Raw genomic sequence first — 14,570 nt, forward strand, 5'->3', positions numbered from 1 at the left:
GCCTCCATGGTGTGGGGTGGGAGAGTAGGTTGCCGCCGCATTTTTTTCGAGGGGGTCCCGCTGGTTGCGGGGCCCTCTCTTTTTTTGCCCTTGCTTGTGAATATGTGAAAATGTGGCCGGTCGGTTATAGCGTGTCCGCAGGGACGGTGACCCGTCCCGTTCGAGGGAGGCGAACCATGGCAGCGACACCGGCGATCAACTGGCAGCTCACCGTCGACAGCGGTGACCCCCACGCGCAGGCGGACTTCTGGGCGGCGGCCCTCGGATACGAGGTGGAGGACCACGACGCCTTCATCGCCGGCCTCGTAGAGCAGGGCTACATCACCGAGGCGGATTACACGGTCCGCAACGGCCGGCGTGTCTTCGATAAGGGGACGGGGATCCGCCACCCCGAGGACGCGAAAGAGCGCGGGGAGGCGAAGCACAGGATCCTCTTCCTCAAGGTGCCTGAGGGCAAGCGAGTGAAGAACCGTCTGCACATGGACCTGACCGTCGGGCCGGAGAGGCGTGAGGCCGAGGTCTCCCGTCTTGAAGCCCTGGGGGCCACGATCCTGGCCCGCGTCGAGGAGGCGGAGGGCGTCCACGTGACGATGGCGGACCCCGAAGGCAACGAGTTCTGCGTTCAGTAACGGCGGAGTCCGCGGAGGCCAGGGTCGACGCCGGGCGAACGGATCCGGCGTCGAGCCTGGTGCACATGGTCGGAGACGGCCCTCTCAGGTCGATGTGGTGATCCGCCGCCCGTCCGGGGCGGTGCCCGTGATGACGGTGCTGTCCCAGTCCTCGCACGACTCCACGGTGGCGGACAGTCCGGACCCGGTCACGGCGGCCGTCGTTGCGGCCGCCTGTCGTGCACTGGTCTCGATCAGGAGGTGTCCTCCCGGGGCGAGCCAGTCGGGGGCCCCTCGGGCGACGCGGCGCTGGACGTCCACTCCGTCGGATCCCCCGTCGAGCGAGGCCCGGGGCTCGTAGAGGCGTGCTTCGGAGGGGAGCAGGTCGATCTCGCCGGACGGGACGTACGGCGCGTTGACGACCAGGAGGTCCACCCGTCCCCGGAGGTCTGCGGGCAGGGCCGTGTACAGGTCGCCCACATGTGCTCTTCCCCCGAAGGGGGCGATGTTGCGGTGCGCGTAGCCGACCGCGGCGGCGTCGGAGTCGGCGGCGTGCAGCTCGGCCCCGGGGAGCAGGGAGGCCAGCGCGGCCCCGATTCCGCCGGCGCCGCAGCACAGGTCCAGAACGACCGCGGGGCGGGCGGCGGGGGCGCGTGCGGCGGCACGTTTCACGAGGAACATCGAGCGCGGGCGGGGGACGAACACTCCGGGGCCGACGGCGATGCGCAGGTCGCCGAAGGCGGCCCAGCCGAGCAGGTGCTCGAGGGGGAGGCCGTCGGAGCGGCGGTCGACCAGGCGGGAGAGTTCGGAGGGGTCCTCCGCGGCTTCGGCGAGGAGGCGGGCCTCGTCGTCGGCGAAGACGCAGCCCGCGGTGCGGAGCCGCCGCGTCGCGTCGGTGACGGCGGCGGTGGGGAAGGGTGGGGTCATGAACGGCCTTCCGGGGAGCGGGGGCGCTCTCCTAGGCAGGCCGGAACGGCCGTCCGCCGTGCCGGTCGGAGACGAGCGCCCGGGCGTGCATTGCGAGTACGGGGCTCACCTCCTCCGGTCGGGTCCGATCGATGCCCGCCGAGGCTACCAGCAGCTCAGGCGGCATGTGTTCGTGGACACGAGTTGGTGCACCGCACGAGCGGTGCTATGCTGGACCCGTTCGAAACAAAGGCTTCCGCGCCCCTTCGGGGGTGGCGGTCTAGAGTTTCGGCGGTCATAGGTAGAGGGAAACACCCGGTCCCATTCCGAACCCGGTCGTTAAGCCTCTTCTCGCCGATGGTACTGCCTCCATGGTGTGGGGTGGGAGAGTAGGTTGCCGCCGGACATTCTTTCGAAGAGGGGACCCTAGTGGGTCCCCTCTTTCGTTGTGTCCCCCTTCTTCCCGCCCTTGGCGCCCTTCTTCCCGGCGCGCTCGACCGCCCACACCGCGGCGACCACCACCGCGCATCCGGCGAGCTGGAGCGGGGACGGGCGCTCGCCGAGGAAGGCGGCGCCGGCCCCGAGCGCCATCACCGGCGGAAGCACCATGACGGCGGCGCCGACACCGGGGGCCAGGCGGGGCAGGGCCGCGCCGACCAGGATCCATGTCAGGACCTGTCCGAAGAGCGCCACCGCCGACATCCACGCCCACCCGTGCGCGTCGAGCGCGCCGGGGTGCAGGCCGGTCGACAGCCCGCCGACGGCGGCCGCGGACAGCGCGGCCGCGGCGGTCGAGGTGAGCACCGGGGTCGCGGTGTGGCCCCGGCCCCCGCCCAGCCGGGAGAGGAACAGGTATCCGGCGTAGGCGGTGCCGGCGCCTGCGCCGAGCAGCAGGCCGAGGACGGCGTCGCCGCCGCTCCCGGCGGGCGTGAGCGCACCGGAGGCGAGCGCCAGCCCGGCGAGGATCGCGGCGGCCGCGGGCCAGAAGCCGGGAGGTGTGCGCTCACCGCTGGTGACGCGGCTGAGCAGGGGGAAGACGGCGACCTGGACGTTGAGCAGCACGGTGGCCACACCCGCGCCGACCAGCTCGATGCTCGCGGCCCACAGCACGAAGTCGGCGCCGAGGAGCAGTCCGGCGGCCGCGTCGGTGAGCACCAGCCGACGGGGGCGGGGGCCGGCGCGGCGGAGTTCGGCGGCGGCGAGCAGCGCCAGCGGCGGCAGGGCGAGGACGCAGCGGAGGAAGGCGGCGGTCCCGGCGTCGGCGCCGGACACCTTGACCATCGGCGCCGACAGCGAGGTGCAGGCCGCCCCGGAGAGGGCGAGTGGCAAGGGGGCGGCGCGGCGACCGGTGAGGCGGAGGAGCATGCCTCCACTCTCGCCGTGCTGACCGTGAAACAAAAGCGATGATCTGTGCCGATGACTCGGTAGCATCGCTCATGTGTTCAGTACCGACCGCCTCCGGGCCCTGGCCGCGGTGGCCGAGCACGGGTCCATCGCCGCCGCCGCGCGCGTCCTGCACGTCACCCCCTCGGGGGTGTCCCAGCAGCTGGCGCGGCTGGAGCGGGAGGCGGGCCGACCCCTTCTGGAACCGGATGGGCGCACCGTCCGCCTGACCCAGGCGGGGCGCGTGCTGGCGGGCCATGCGGCGCGCGTGGGGGCGCAGCTGGAGCAGGCCAGGGCCGACCTCGACGACCTGGGGGAGGAGGTCCTGGGGCCGCTGCGGCTGGGCGGGGTCGGCACGGCGCTGCGCACGCTGGTACCACCGGCCCTGGCCGCGCTGCTCGCCGGACATCCGCGCGTGGAGCCGTCGGTGGGCGACGGGGAGGCGGTGGCCCTCCTGCCCCGGTTGATGCGCGGCGAGCTGGACCTGGTGGTGGTCGAGAGCTGGTCGCCGCGGCCGCTCGCGCTTCCGGCGGGTGCGGCGGTCGAGCGCCTGGTGCGGGAAGAGGTCCGCGTGGCCCTGGCGGGTCGGCACCCGCTGGCCGAGCGCGCCCGGGTGCGCTTGGAGGAGCTGGCCGACGAGTCGTGGGCGAGCTGTCCGACGGGGACGGAGCCCTACGAGAGTCTGGTGCAGGTGGCGCGCGCTTCCGGCTTCGATCCCCGGATCCCTTACACGCTGACCGAGATGCCGACCCAGTTGGAGCTGGTGCGTTCGGGTCTCGCGGTCGCCCTGGTGCCGGAGACGGCGCGGTACCCGGAGACGCCGGGGGTGCGGTTCGTCCCCGTGGAGCAGGGGCTGCACCGCGACATCACCGCCGTCTGGCGCGAGGGGGCGGACGATCCTCCGGTGCGCGCATTCCTGGAGGCGATCCGGACCGGGGCCGGACGGCTCACGTCGGGCGGGTCCGAGACGGCGTGGTCGTAAGCGGGAGTAGGTGGCGGCAGGCGGGAAATGTCCGTTTCCCGATACGCTCGGAACGCCCCGGCCCCTGGGGTTCCCCGCTTCCGTTCCGACCGGCTCGTCCCTGGAAAGGCCTCCATGTCGCACACCTATGCGGGGCACCCGCCACAGATGTCGGCCTCGGCCGTCACCGCCTTCGTATTGGGAATCATCGGTGCGCTGGCGACGCCCGCCTTCGGGCTCTTCACGGCGATCCCGGCCGCCGCGACGATCACCGGGGCCGTCGCACTGCGCCTCACCCACACACGAGGGCTGCGGGGGCGCGCTCTGGCCCTGTGGGGGTTCTGGCTGGGGGCGGGGTTCTTCCTGCTCGACTTCGGCCTCCTGCTGATCGCTGCGATCGGCATGCGCCTCGGCCTCTGACCGGTCTCTGCTTCAGGGGCGGCGGCCCGACACCGGGGTAGGGGGCGCGGGAAGTCCCCGTCCTGCCTGAGCCGGACCCGGTACGGTCGTGAGCGACTGTCGGGGAGACGGCGAGCGCGCATTGCCGTTCCCGGGAGGCATCCTCCTCCTGGAGGTCTGCGTCGGGTCGCCGAGGACATCGAGCGCGCTAACGGGTTACAGGTCGAGATCGTCGGAGGCGGGTTCGTGGCGCACCCTCTGATCCGAGGTAAGCACGCCGCAACGGTCCGTCGCCTGCGTGTCCAGATCGAGTCTCGCCCACCGGCGGATCTCGCTCCCTACGGGGTGACATCGATCGCACTGTCGGCGGGCGAGGATGACGGCGACCATGCGACGCCCGATCTGACGATCCTCCCCGTCGACTGGGATGAGGACGACTCCTGGCTGGCCGACCCCGGTGACGTCGCCTTGGCCGTCGAAGTGGTCTCCAAGTCCGAGAAGGCCAAGGACATCACGGACAAGAACGGCTGGTACGCGCGCGCGGGCGTCGCCGTGCTGCTCGTCCTGGATCTTCGTACCGGAGTCTGGGCCCTGCACACCCGCCCCAGGGACGGGGAGTACCGCGGCCAGGTGCACGGCGCGTACGGAGAACCCGTGGAACTGCCGGCCCCGCTGCCTTCCCCGATCGACACCGGGGTCCTCCCGCTCTACAGCTCCTGAACCGGGCCGCCTTCACGCGTCAGTCGCCGGCCGTGAGCGTCGCGACGGCGCGCTCCAGGTAGGACTCGAACGCCTGGAGCTCGCTCGTGCTGAACTCGGCCGACAGGGCGCCCTCCACGGCGAGGGCCGCCTGGTCGGCGCGGGTCAGCAAGGCGCGGCCGCACTCCGAGATCCGGTTGACCGTGATCTTCTGGTGCAGGGCCGACGGGCTCCGCTCGATGTGTCCGGACCGGTGCAGGTTGGTCAGCACCGTGGCCATCGTCTGCGGGGTGACCATGCACTCCCGGGCGAGTTGCGCGGCCGACATCCCCTCGGAGGCGGAGAGGACCAGGAGCACGGCGTACTGGGGGACCGTCAGTCCGAACTCCTTGAGAACGCGGGACTTGCGGTTGATCAGCGCCTGTTCGGCCCGCTTGATCGTCTGTCCGAGCCGCCCGGCGCCCACGTCGCTCGTCGGCCCGTCCCCGGCCGGGGTCTCCTTCACCATTGCTCTGCCACCTCTCCGCCGCCGCTCCGGTGCTGGGGCGACCACCGATTATCCCTGCTCCGCCTCCTCTGCGGAGCGCGGTGCGGCGTCGTGGCTCCACTGAAACAGAGTTCTGTCATGAAACAGACCTCTGTTACGCTGTCGGTCCACCGCGGACGTCCGCGGACCCCCGCGCCGGGCGCAGCAGGCGCAGACGGCGCGGAAGGCGACGAGAGGAACAGGGCCGTGATCGAACGGGAGATCGGTACGACGGGCAGGCGGGTCGGCGCCATCGGGCTGGGCTGCATGGGCATGTCGTGGGGGTACGACGAACTCGGCCGGGACGACGCCGTGTCGGTCCGGGTCGTCCGCGAGGCCCTCGACCTCGGCGTCGACCTGGTCGACACCTCGGACCAGTACGGTCCGTTCACCAACGAGGAGCTCGTCGGGCGGGCGCTGCGCGGCCACCGCGAGCGCGCCTACCTGGCGACCAAGGGAGGACTCGTCGTCGACGACCCGGCCACGTTCGCCAGCCACCGGAACGGCCGTCCCGAGCACCTCCGGTCCGCCCTGGAGGGCAGTCTCGGACGCCTGGGCGTCGACCACGTGGACCTTTACCAGCTGCACCGTGTCGACCCGGAGGTCCCCCTGGAGGAGAGCTGGGGCACGCTCGCCGAGATGGTCGCGGAGGGGAAGGTCGGCGCGATCGGGCTGTCCGAGGCGAGCGTGGAGCAGATCCGTGCCGCCCATGCGATCCACCCCGTCTCCAGCGTCCAGACGGAGCTCTCCCTCTGGAGCCGGGAGGCGCTGGCCGACGGGGTCCTCGACCACTGCACACGAGAGGGGATCACCTTCATCGCCTATTCGCCCCTGGGACGGGGGTTCCTGACCGGAGGGATCACCTCGCCGTCCGACCTCCCCGAGGTGGACGGCAGGCACCGCACACCGCGCTTCCAGGCCGAGGCGATCGCCGCCAACCAGAGCATCGTCGACCGCGTCCGGAACGTCGCCGCCGACCTGGGAACGACCGGGGCGCAGGTCGCGCTGGCCTGGGTGCTGGCCCAAGGGCCTCAGGTCGTCGCCATCCCTGGGACGAAGACGCCCCGGTACCTGAGGGACAACGCGGCGGCGGCCGATGTGGTGCTGTCCGAAGAGCACCTGGCCGTCCTGGACGAGGTGCCGGCCCCGGTCGGTACGCGCTACTGAGGGGCAGACCATGCTGATCACCGGTTTCCCCGCCGGGGGATTCGAGACCAACACCTACATCGCGGCCGAGGGCGACGGACAGCGCGGCATCGTCATCGACCCGGGGCAGGACGCGTTCGACGGCCTGACGGACCTCATCGCGCGGCACCGGCTCGAACCGGAGGCCGTCCTGCTCACCCACGGGCACATGGACCACACCTGGGACGCCGTCCCGTTCTCGGAGCACTTCGGGACACCGGTGTACGTGCACGCCGCGGACCGGTTCATGGTCGGTGCCCCGGCGCGCGGCCTCCCCGACGACGTCCCGCAGCACCTGTTCGACGGGCACCCCGCAACCGAGCCCGCCGACCTGAAGGAACTGCACGGCGAGCGGAACCTCCTCCGACTGGTCGGCCTGACCGTCGAGACACTGCACACCGGCGAGCACACGCCGGGCTCCGTGCTCGTCCACGTCACCGGAACCGCGTCCGACGAACGGGTGCTGTTCACGGGGGACGCCCTGCTCAAGGGCGAGCTGGGGCTGACATGGGGCTCGCCCGAGGCGGCCGACCGGCTCCGCGCGGCCCTGGCCCGGCACTGCGCGGGCCTGCCCGACACGACCCGGACCCTCCCCGGCCACGGCGACACCGCCACCCTGGGTGAGGAGCGCGGGATCCACCCTTTCCTCCGCCCGCACTGAGCCCTCCGCGCCGGGCCCTCCGCACTGAGCCCTCCACCCGGGCTCCACCCCGAACTCCACCTTTCGCGGGTCCCGGTCCCGGAGCCCGAGGACCAGCATTGCGCGGCGTCGCGGTGCCGGTGCTGACCACCTAAGACGATGACGACTCCAACGCGCCGGCCCTGCGGGCGGGGGCCCACGGCTACCTGACGAAGGACACCGGGAGGGACGGCATCGCGACGGCGGTCCGGGCGGCCGCCGCGGGGCCGAAGTGATCGGCCTCATCGCCCGCGGGCTGAGCAATGCCGAGATCGGCCGGGCCCTGTTCATCGCGGAATCGACGGTGAAGACGCAGGTGAACAACGCGTTCGCCAAGACCGGCCTGCGGAACCGCGCCGAGGCGGCGGCCTACGCGCACCGGACCGGGCTGGACCGCTGATCCGTGCGCAGCAGTCCTCCGCTCAGGCGCCAGACCGTGTCGGCGGCGGCCAGCCGCTCGGGGCGGTGGGTGACGACCACGACCGTCCCAGGGAAGTCGGCGATCACCGTGTCGATCACCTCGGCCGCCTCGGCGTCCAGATGGGCGTCGGCCTCGTCCAGCAGGAGCACGCGGGGGCGGTTCAGCAGGGCGCGGGCCAGGGCCACGCGCTGGCCCGCCGACAGGCCGCCGCCGTTCTCCCGCACCGGGGTCTGCAGGCCCAGCGGCGGCTCGGCGATCAGCGGGTCGAGGCCCCCGGCGCCGACCGCCTCGCGGAAACGCGCGCCCCCCACACACACGCGGGTCGGCATAGCGCACGTTGGACCCGACCGTGCCCCGCAGCAGCGGCAGGTCCGGCCCGACCACGCCGACCGCCCGGCGCACCGAGGACGCCCGGGACGCGTTCACATCGCCCCCGTCCAACAGGGCCCGCCCCGAATCCGGCGGCACCGCGACGGCGAGCCGAGCCAGGCCCAGCCCGGCCCACCGGCGCAGCGCGCCGAGGTCGCCCATCATGCGCAGCGACGCGCCGCCGGTGGAGCGGCCCCGGCCGGGCCGGCGGGCGGGCGCGTCGGTGGCTCGGCGGAACAGGGCCTCGCGCACGTCGGCCACCCACGACTGGCCCAGCCTCTCGGCCAGCACCCGCTCGCCGAAGACGATGCCGGCCATGTCGGCGTCGACGAAGCAGCCGATGACGAACCAGCCGCCGGGGTTGGCCGGGGCGGCGCCGTCCAGCGGGTTCACCCGGACCTTCTCCCAGCGCAGCGGTCCCTTCGGGGTGTCGACGACGCCCCGTCCGTCGGGGCTGTCGAGGATGGCCCGGCGCACCGGCCCGTCGGCGGAGGCGTCGTAGAGCGGCTCCTGCCCCTGGCGGACCCAGCCGGTGGGGACGGTCGCCCCGGGGGAGTCGTCGACGTGGCCGAAGATGATCTCGTGGGCGTCCGGGTGCTGGCCGCCCACGTGCGAGCGGAACAGCGCGTCGACGTCGGAGAAGCGCCGCCCGGTCGCGGGGTCGGCGCCGTCCCGGGCGACCTCGGGGAACTCGCTGGTCTCCTGTTCCAGGGCCCGGTCGATGCGCTCATCGACCTCGGTGCGCAGGGCCTGCCAGGTGACGATGTTGACCATGGCCAGGGTGGCGGTCTTGAGCAGGACCACCCAGGCGGTGATCTGCGCCCGGGCGGGCACGCGGCCGCGGAGCCGTCCGTCCGGTTCCCGCGCGGGCCCCGGCTCCCCGTCTGCGCCGCCGCTCTCGCCCGCGGCGTCCGAGGGGAGGGCACTGTCAGTCGTCATCATCGTCATCGTCGTCGGTGACGGCCGGCGGCGGGGCGAGGATCTCGTCGTCGCCGTCGTCATCATCACCGTCGTCGGTGGCACCGGCGCTGGGCGAAGGGGAGGGCGGGGGATGGTCCGACGGGTCGTAGGACTCGCCGACGGTGACGTCACGCGCCGGACTCCGCTCGGGCTCCCCGCGCCCGGTCGCCCACGCCACCGCGGCGGTGCCGAGGACGATCACCGCCAGCACTCCGATGAGCAGGTTGCGGTACAGGGGTCTCATGGCCCCCGATCATCTCCGCCGCGGACGCCGACGGAATGAAACGCAGATGAGGGACTCTTCATCGGGAGTGTTCTTCCACCGCGTCGCCCGCGCTACCGCCCGCCGGGCGCGGGAAGGTCGGTGAGCTCGCGGCGGAGCGCGTCGGCGGCCCAGTCGCGCCACTGCCGCGGCGTCCATCCGCGGTCGCGGGTCAGCAGGGTGTACACCTCGGGGCTGAGCAGGGCCAGTGCCGTGTCGGCCGCCCTCTCCGGGGTGAGGTCCGGGCGGAGGGCGCCCTTGTCGGCCAGGGCGTCGGCGAAGACCCGCTGCACCGTGAGCCGCTGCTCGGTGTTGGTGCGCCATACCGCGCGCAGGTCCGGGTCGGAGGAGGCCGCACTGCGGACCGCCTCCAGCAGGGGGGCGGCCCGGGCGAGGACGTCGGCGGCCCCGTCGGCCTGTCGGCCGAGCTGGTCGAGCGGGTCGGCGGCCAGCGCGTCGCGCACCCACGGCCGGTCGAGTGTGGGCACCGGTTCATCGTCGCCGGCGACCGCGAGGTCGAGGGCGGCGGTGAGTACCGCCGACTTGGTCGTGAACGTGTAGTAGACGGTCTGTGCGGCCACCCCTGCGCGGTCGGCGATGGCCTGGACGCTCGTCGACGTGTAACCGGACTCGATGAACAGGTCGGCGGCGGCCCTGGCGACCCGGGCGCGCGTGGCCCGGGAGCGGGCCGTGCGCCCGTCCCCGGTGCCTTGTGGCGGACTCGGACTCATGACTTGACTATAGCTCCACTCCACATACATTTTTGGAGTATGACTACAAAAACTCTTCGGGTGGCGTCCATGCCCCCGCGCGCCGTGGCGGTTCCCGCCGACACCGACCGGGGCAGAGGATGAAGGCCCTGGTCCTCGGCGGGTACGGCGCGGTGGGCGCCCCGGCGGTCCGGCTCCTTCGCGAGCGCGGCCATACGGCGCTCGCCGCCGGGCGCGACGCCGCCCGCGCCGACGTGCGCGTCGATCTGCGCGAGAGCGGCCTGGGCGGCTACCGCGAGGCTCTCGCCGGGGCCGACGTGGTCGTGAACGCCGCGGGCGCGGAGGACCCCGCGTTGATCACCGCGGCGACCGGGCAGGGGGCGGCGTTCGTCGACGCCACCGCCACCTCGTCCTACATCGCCGAGGCCGAGCGGCTCGGTCCGGCGGCACCGGTCCTGCTCAGCGTCGGCCTGGCCCCGGGACTCACCAACCTGCTCGCCGCCGACCTCGCGGCGTCGGCCCCGGGGCCGACGCCCATCGACCTCGCCGTGCTGCTCGGCGCCGGAGAGGAGCACGGGAAGGCGGCCCAGGAGTGGTCGTTCGGTCTGATCGGCGCGGACTTCCCCGACCCGGTCTCAGGAACCCCGGTCCGCAACTTCACCGGGCCGAAGACCTTCCGGCTCCCCGGGGCGGGGCGCCGCCGCCTCTACCGGGCGGACTTCTCCGACCAGCACACCCTCGGCCGCGACCTCGGGGTGCCGGTGCGCACCCGGTTCGGGCTCGACTCGCGGGCGGCGACCGCCGCGCTCGCCGCCCTCACCCGGCTCCCCGCCGGGCTGCGTCCCCGGGTCCCGGCGGGGCTGCACCTCCCGGGCTCCGATGCGTGGATCCTTTCGGCCCAGGCGGAGCACGGCTCCGTTCACGCCTTAGGCCGGGGCCAGTCGCGCGGGACGGCGTCGGTCGCCGCGCTCGCCGCCGAGGCCGCCGTGGACCTGGAACCGGGGGTGCACCACCTGCACCACGTCCTCACCCTGGCCGACGCCGCCGCCCTGCCGGGGATCGACGTGGTGCGCGCCGTCCCGTGACCGGAACCGCCTCAGGGCAGGTGAGAGGGGGTGTGAACGGCAACCCGAACTGCGACCCCAACTGAGGCCCGACACGAAGAAGGGGCCCCGCACTGTGTGCGGGGCCCCTTCTGACCTGCGGAGGATATGGGATTTGAACCCATGAGGGGATTGCTCCCCAACCGCATTAGCAGTGCGGCGCCCTAGGCCTCTAGGCGAATCCTCCTCGGCGGATCAAGACTACAGACTCCCATGACGCACGTGCAAAACGAATCGGTCCGGGGTGGTCACAGACCCGAGCCTCAGGTCTCCCGGGGCGCCTCTCGGGGAGCCCTGCTTCTGGGGCCGGGATCACGTTGTGGCTCGGGCGATCGTCAGGTCCGCGTCCTCCCGCAGCTTCCGGACGGCCCTCGACACCGTGCTCTTCACCGTGCCGATCGTCACCCCCAGCCGTTCGGCGATCTGCGCCTCGGTGAGGTCCTCGTAGTAGCGCAGCCGCACGACCTGCCGCTGGCGCTCGGGGAGCCGGTCGATCGCCCTGCTCACCGTCGCCGCCAGGTCAGAGTGGTCGGTCGGGTCGTCCACCCGCTGCTCGGGGATCTCGTCGGTGGGGTACACCTCCAGCCGGTTCCGCCGCCACTCCGAGATCTGCGTGTTCACCATCGCCCGCCGCACGTACCCGTCGCGGGCCTTCGGGCTGGAGATCCGGTCCCAGGCGAAGAACGTCTTCAGCAGGGCGGCCTGCAGCAGGTCCTCGGCGTCCGCGTGCCCCGGTGTGAGCGAGCGGGCCATCCGCAGCAGCGCCGGCCCCCGGTCGGTGACGTAGGCGGTGAACTCCTCGTACCTCGTTCGCCGCGCCGTCTCGGCCATAGGATCACCGGCCCATTCGTCCGCTTGCGTGCGTTGTGTCACATCTCCGCCTTGATCACCACTTTTCCACGGTCGGGGCAATCCGCAGCAAACCCGGGCGCCATGATCTGGCAAACCGGATCGCCTCCGTGGTGCGGGATCGCCTGCCACGCTGGGGTTCGGGTGACGGGAGCGGTGAGTGAGCGCTCATGGGCCGCGCGTGTCGGACACGTCGTCGCGGGTCCGGCGGTGAGAATGGAAACGGGCGCCGCGGGCACTCGGGGCGAGGAGGGGCGATGTCAGTAGATGTCCAGGAGCGGCGGAAGTTCACCGCCGCGCTGCTGGGGGACGAGGCGGCGCCGCCGCCGAGCGATCCGTCGCCCCAGGTGGTGCGGGGCGTCGCCCTGCACGTCACCGCGCACATGCTCACCGTCGCCACGCCCAAAGGGGAGGAGCGCTTCCTGTTCGAGCGCACGACCGCTTTCTGGCGCGGCCGCGACGTCGGCCCCCAGGAGATCCGCGTGGGCGACGACGTACTGGTCCGCTGCGGCGGGGGCGGCCGCTGGGTGGTCGACCGCCTGTGGGCGCAGCTCGGCCGCATCACCGGGACCATCGTGTCCGCCGACGGGGACACGGTGGTGGTCGACCCCGGCCACGGCCGCCCTCCGGCCACCGCGGTGATCCCCTACCGCTCCTCAGGGCGCATGTCGGTGCGCCACCCGGTCCTCGAGCCGGGATACCTGTTCGACGCCGTGGGCGTGCGCGAGGGCGGGACCGTGCAGACCACCGTCCCCGCCACCACCCAGCCGCCCCATCCGGTCTCCCGCGCTCCCCGGCGCCCGCCGGTGCGCCGCGTCCCGCGCGCGCTGTCGGGCATCGTCTCCTGGTACGACCCGGCCTACGGCCGCGCGGCGCACACCGACCCGCGCGCACACGCGCCCGGGGCCGCCTATCCCGCCCTTGACCCGGGATCCGACTGCGGTCCGGACTGCGACCGGTCCGACCCCTGCCTGCCGCTCCCGCTGCTGTCCCTGGGGGCGACGGTGGGGGTGCGCAACGACGACACCGGCGTGGCCGGGGTGTTCCCGGTGCTGAACTGCGCCTCCGCGGCGAGCCGGTTCTGCGACCGCTGCCGGGACGGCACCGGTGACACGAGCGGCCGCCTGGCCGAACTGACCCTGCCTGCCTTCGTCGCCCTCGGCGGGCGACCGGAGGCCGGCTGCTTCGCCGCGACGATGGAGGCGGGATGACCCTGGTCGAAGAGCTGATCCGGATCCAGCCGCCGGTCGTCGCCCTGCTGCTGCTCCTGGGCGCCGCGGCCAAGGCCGCCGACCGATCGGGCGCCGGCGGGCCGGTCCGACTTCTGCCCGGCGCTCTGCAGCGCCCCGCGTCCGCCGCCACCGCGCTGCTGGAGGCGGTCCTGGGGGCGGTGCTGCTGCTGACCGCCGGGACGGCGGGAACCGCCGCGGGCTGGGCGGCCGCCGTGCTCTTCGGGGGCGCGGCGGTGCTGCTGGCGGTGGTGCGCCGGCGCGACCCGCAGATGGGCTGCGGCTGCTTCGGCGGTCTGAGCACCGAGCCGGTGGGGTGGCGGACCATCGCCCGGGCGGCCGTGCTGGCCGCGGCGGCCTCCGGTGCGGCGGTGGCGGGCGGCGGCGGACTCCAGGTGCTGCTGGGGCTGACGGGCACGCAGGCGGCGCTGGGCGCGGTCGAGCTGGGGGTGCTCGTGGCACTGTCCCCGGAGCTGCGGGAGGCGGCGCTGCGCGTCCTGGGCCGCGAGCCCTGCGCGCTGCGCCCGGTCCCGGTGCGCCGCACCCTGGCCCGGCTGCACACGAGCGACGTCTGGCGGGCCAACCAGGTGGTGGTGGAGGGGCGCGGGCCGGTCGACGTGTGGCGGCACGGCTGCTGGCGGCTGCTGCGCTTCTCCGGGCACCGCAACGGCCGCCCGGTGGACGCGGTGTTCGCGGTGGAGGTGCGCGGGCGCCGCCCCCGGGTCCGGGCGGCGGTGAGCGACGCCGAGACGGGCGTGACGCTGGCCGTACTCGGCGAGGTGGCGGCGGAGGGCGGCGCTCCGCTGCCGCGCACCCAGGGCGGGGCGCCGCAGGCGACGGGAACCGTGGTGCCCACCGGCGCCCGGGTGGTCGACGGGCCTCGGGTGCCCCGGGCCCGGCACGGCGGAGCCGGGAAAAAGGATCCGGACGGCCGTGCCGGCGAGGAGGGGGCCGACGGCCGGCCTTCCGGGGCGAACGCCGAATCCGGGGCGGGCCCGGTCCGCCCGACCTGAACCGCCGGGCGGACACCGTGTCGTTGATCTCGGGGAAGTCGGCCTTGTACCGGCCGGTACAAGGCCGACTTCCCCGAGATCAACGCGGTTCTTCACGGGAACGGGGCCGGGGTGTCCAGGGCCTCTTCGAGTGAGCGGTAGAAGTCGGCCGCGGACCGGGCGCCCCAGTCGACGCGGCGCAGCAGGTGGCGGTCGCCGGAAGGGGGACCGGGGCGGTGCGGGGAGGGGCGGGGGGAACCGGCCGTGCGCCGGTGCGTTCGACGTTCCAGGTCGTGCGCTGCCCTCGACATCGTTCCCCGCCCCCTTAC

The 14,570-nt window shown here is 73.5% G+C and carries 19 protein-coding genes, 1 tRNA gene and 1 rRNA gene; 12 read left to right on the top strand and 9 right to left on the bottom strand.

Translation table 11 applies throughout. From position 1 onward, the window contains the following. The first annotated feature begins 176 nt into the window (after nucleotides 1–176). On the top strand, nucleotides 177–629 hold the full coding sequence (locus C892_RS0124015) for a VOC family protein (protein ID WP_017559272.1): 453 nt from the start codon (nucleotides 177–179) through the stop codon (nucleotides 627–629). Between the two features lie 84 nt (nucleotides 630–713). Here the strand turns inward: C892_RS0124015 and C892_RS0124020 are convergent, their stop codons facing one another. Beyond that, a complete protein-coding gene (locus C892_RS0124020; protein WP_017559273.1) occupies nucleotides 714–1,535 on the bottom strand; it encodes a putative protein N(5)-glutamine methyltransferase in 822 nt (273 codons plus the stop codon). A 266-nt stretch (nucleotides 1,536–1,801) separates the two neighbouring features. On the opposite strand from C892_RS0124020, the gene rrf reads away from it, so the two are divergent. After that, nucleotides 1,802–1,920, top strand: a 5S ribosomal RNA gene (rrf, locus tag C892_RS0124025). A gap of 20 nt (nucleotides 1,921–1,940) precedes the next feature. Here rrf and C892_RS0124030 read toward each other — a convergent pair. Continuing rightward, nucleotides 1,941–2,879, bottom strand: a complete 939-nt coding sequence (locus C892_RS0124030) for an EamA family transporter (RefSeq protein WP_017559274.1) — start codon at nucleotides 2,877–2,879, stop codon at nucleotides 1,941–1,943. 73 nt (nucleotides 2,880–2,952) lie between these two features. Between C892_RS0124030 and C892_RS0124035 the strand changes: the two genes are divergently transcribed. The 3 genes from C892_RS0124035 (at nucleotide 2,953) to C892_RS0124045 (ending at nucleotide 4,977) form a co-directional block, all read left to right on the top strand. Further along, a complete protein-coding gene (locus tag C892_RS0124035; RefSeq protein ID WP_017559275.1) occupies nucleotides 2,953–3,879 on the top strand; it encodes a LysR family transcriptional regulator in 927 nt (308 codons plus the stop codon). A 114-nt stretch (nucleotides 3,880–3,993) separates the two neighbouring features. Continuing rightward, entirely contained in the window at nucleotides 3,994–4,278 is a 285-nt protein-coding gene (locus C892_RS0124040; RefSeq protein WP_017559276.1) for a hypothetical protein, read from the top strand. Nucleotides 4,279–4,455: 177 nt separating this feature from the next. Continuing rightward, entirely contained in the window at nucleotides 4,456–4,977 is a 522-nt protein-coding gene (locus tag C892_RS0124045) for a Uma2 family endonuclease (protein WP_275041835.1), read from the top strand. A gap of 19 nt (nucleotides 4,978–4,996) precedes the next feature. On the opposite strand, the gene C892_RS0124050 is transcribed toward C892_RS0124045, so the two are convergent. Beyond that, nucleotides 4,997–5,464, bottom strand: a complete 468-nt coding sequence (locus C892_RS0124050; RefSeq protein ID WP_017559278.1) for a MarR family winged helix-turn-helix transcriptional regulator — start codon at nucleotides 5,462–5,464, stop codon at nucleotides 4,997–4,999. Between the two features lie 225 nt (nucleotides 5,465–5,689). Between C892_RS0124050 and C892_RS0124055 the strand changes: the two genes are divergently transcribed. The 3 genes from C892_RS0124055 (at nucleotide 5,690) to C892_RS32415 (ending at nucleotide 7,746) form a co-directional block, all read left to right on the top strand. After that, on the top strand, nucleotides 5,690–6,649 hold the full coding sequence (locus tag C892_RS0124055; RefSeq protein ID WP_017559279.1) for an aldo/keto reductase: 960 nt from the start codon (nucleotides 5,690–5,692) through the stop codon (nucleotides 6,647–6,649). A 10-nt stretch (nucleotides 6,650–6,659) separates the two neighbouring features. Then, nucleotides 6,660–7,328: an MBL fold metallo-hydrolase gene (locus tag C892_RS0124060; protein ID WP_017559280.1), complete on the top strand. Its 669-nt coding sequence runs from the start codon at nucleotides 6,660–6,662 to the stop codon at nucleotides 7,326–7,328. A gap of 250 nt (nucleotides 7,329–7,578) precedes the next feature. Then, nucleotides 7,579–7,746 (top strand): response regulator transcription factor, encoded by a 168-nt coding sequence (locus C892_RS32415; protein ID WP_017559281.1) that lies wholly within the window; start codon nucleotides 7,579–7,581, stop codon nucleotides 7,744–7,746. Here C892_RS32415 and C892_RS0124070 read toward each other — a convergent pair. Continuing rightward, the gene (locus C892_RS0124070) at nucleotides 7,716–8,096 is read right to left on the bottom strand and encodes an ATP-binding cassette domain-containing protein (RefSeq protein WP_026124594.1); all 381 of its coding nucleotides are present in this window, start codon (nucleotides 8,094–8,096) and stop codon (nucleotides 7,716–7,718) included. The two genes, C892_RS32415 and C892_RS0124070, sit on opposite strands and share 31 nt — an antisense overlap. 356 nt (nucleotides 8,097–8,452) lie before the next feature. On the opposite strand from C892_RS0124070, the gene C892_RS31650 reads away from it, so the two are divergent. Further along, a complete protein-coding gene (locus tag C892_RS31650; protein WP_161632000.1) occupies nucleotides 8,453–8,638 on the top strand; it encodes a hypothetical protein in 186 nt (61 codons plus the stop codon). A gap of 426 nt (nucleotides 8,639–9,064) precedes the next feature. Here C892_RS31650 and C892_RS0124080 read toward each other — a convergent pair whose 3' ends face one another. Together C892_RS0124080 and C892_RS0124085 are read right to left on the bottom strand one after the other, a co-directional pair. Beyond that, on the bottom strand, nucleotides 9,065–9,340 hold the full coding sequence (locus C892_RS0124080) for a hypothetical protein (protein WP_017559284.1): 276 nt from the start codon (nucleotides 9,338–9,340) through the stop codon (nucleotides 9,065–9,067). Between the two features lie 92 nt (nucleotides 9,341–9,432). Beyond that, nucleotides 9,433–10,089, bottom strand: coding sequence for a TetR/AcrR family transcriptional regulator (locus C892_RS0124085; protein ID WP_017559285.1), 657 nt, complete (start codon nucleotides 10,087–10,089; stop codon nucleotides 9,433–9,435). Nucleotides 10,090–10,208: 119 nt separating this feature from the next. On the opposite strand from C892_RS0124085, the gene C892_RS0124090 reads away from it, so the two are divergent. Further along, a complete protein-coding gene (locus C892_RS0124090) occupies nucleotides 10,209–11,153 on the top strand; it encodes a saccharopine dehydrogenase family protein (RefSeq protein WP_017559286.1) in 945 nt (314 codons plus the stop codon). 118 nt (nucleotides 11,154–11,271) lie between these two features. Here the strand turns inward: C892_RS0124090 and C892_RS0124095 are convergent. After that, nucleotides 11,272–11,358: transfer RNA gene (locus C892_RS0124095), tRNA-Ser, on the bottom strand. 125 nt (nucleotides 11,359–11,483) lie between these two features. Next, nucleotides 11,484–12,002 carry a SigE family RNA polymerase sigma factor gene (locus tag C892_RS0124100; RefSeq protein ID WP_017541011.1) on the bottom strand — a complete coding sequence of 173 codons (519 nt, stop codon included), beginning with the start codon at nucleotides 12,000–12,002 and terminating at the stop codon, nucleotides 11,484–11,486. 275 nt (nucleotides 12,003–12,277) lie between these two features. On the opposite strand from C892_RS0124100, the gene C892_RS0124105 reads away from it, so the two are divergent. Next, entirely contained in the window at nucleotides 12,278–13,231 is a 954-nt protein-coding gene (locus C892_RS0124105; RefSeq protein ID WP_017559287.1) for a hypothetical protein, read from the top strand. Further along, nucleotides 13,228–14,262 (top strand): MauE/DoxX family redox-associated membrane protein, encoded by a 1,035-nt coding sequence (locus C892_RS0124110; RefSeq protein ID WP_017541009.1) that lies wholly within the window; start codon nucleotides 13,228–13,230, stop codon nucleotides 14,260–14,262. The genes C892_RS0124105 and C892_RS0124110 overlap by 4 nt, the downstream gene beginning before the upstream one ends. A gap of 92 nt (nucleotides 14,263–14,354) precedes the next feature. Here C892_RS0124110 and C892_RS0124115 read toward each other — a convergent pair whose 3' ends face one another. Continuing rightward, nucleotides 14,355–14,552 (bottom strand): hypothetical protein, encoded by a 198-nt coding sequence (locus tag C892_RS0124115; protein WP_017559288.1) that lies wholly within the window; start codon nucleotides 14,550–14,552, stop codon nucleotides 14,355–14,357. Nucleotides 14,553–14,570 lie beyond the last annotated feature (18 nt).

The sequence above is a fragment of the Nocardiopsis baichengensis YIM 90130 genome (assembly GCF_000341205.1).
GTDB classification, from domain to species: Bacteria; Actinomycetota; Actinomycetes; order Streptosporangiales; family Streptosporangiaceae; genus Nocardiopsis_A; species Nocardiopsis_A halophila.

Excerpts from the sequence above, each read along its gene's own strand:
- C892_RS0124015 (WP_017559272.1), top strand. The coding sequence starts at position 177 with ATGGCAGCGACACCGGCGATCAACTGGCAGCTCACCGTCGACAGCGGT.
- C892_RS0124020 (WP_017559273.1), bottom strand. The coding sequence starts at position 1,535 with ATGACCCCACCCTTCCCCACCGCCGCCGTCACCGACGCGACGCGGCGG.
- C892_RS0124030 (WP_017559274.1), bottom strand. The coding sequence starts at position 2,879 with ATGCTCCTCCGCCTCACCGGTCGCCGCGCCGCCCCCTTGCCACTCGCC.
- C892_RS0124040 (WP_017559276.1), top strand. The coding sequence starts at position 3,994 with ATGTCGCACACCTATGCGGGGCACCCGCCACAGATGTCGGCCTCGGCC.
- C892_RS0124050 (WP_017559278.1), bottom strand. The coding sequence starts at position 5,464 with ATGGTGAAGGAGACCCCGGCCGGGGACGGGCCGACGAGCGACGTGGGC.
- C892_RS0124060 (WP_017559280.1), top strand. The coding sequence starts at position 6,660 with ATGCTGATCACCGGTTTCCCCGCCGGGGGATTCGAGACCAACACCTAC.
- C892_RS0124070 (WP_026124594.1), bottom strand. The coding sequence starts at position 8,096 with ATGCCGACCCGCGTGTGTGTGGGGGGCGCGCGTTTCCGCGAGGCGGTC.
- C892_RS31650 (WP_161632000.1), top strand. The coding sequence starts at position 8,453 with ATGTCGGCGTCGACGAAGCAGCCGATGACGAACCAGCCGCCGGGGTTG.
- C892_RS0124080 (WP_017559284.1), bottom strand. The coding sequence starts at position 9,340 with ATGAGACCCCTGTACCGCAACCTGCTCATCGGAGTGCTGGCGGTGATC.
- C892_RS0124085 (WP_017559285.1), bottom strand. The coding sequence starts at position 10,089 with ATGAGTCCGAGTCCGCCACAAGGCACCGGGGACGGGCGCACGGCCCGC.
- C892_RS0124090 (WP_017559286.1), top strand. The coding sequence starts at position 10,209 with ATGAAGGCCCTGGTCCTCGGCGGGTACGGCGCGGTGGGCGCCCCGGCG.
- C892_RS0124100 (WP_017541011.1), bottom strand. The coding sequence starts at position 12,002 with ATGGCCGAGACGGCGCGGCGAACGAGGTACGAGGAGTTCACCGCCTAC.
- C892_RS0124105 (WP_017559287.1), top strand. The coding sequence starts at position 12,278 with ATGTCAGTAGATGTCCAGGAGCGGCGGAAGTTCACCGCCGCGCTGCTG.
- C892_RS0124110 (WP_017541009.1), top strand. The coding sequence starts at position 13,228 with ATGACCCTGGTCGAAGAGCTGATCCGGATCCAGCCGCCGGTCGTCGCC.
- C892_RS0124115 (WP_017559288.1), bottom strand. The coding sequence starts at position 14,552 with ATGTCGAGGGCAGCGCACGACCTGGAACGTCGAACGCACCGGCGCACG.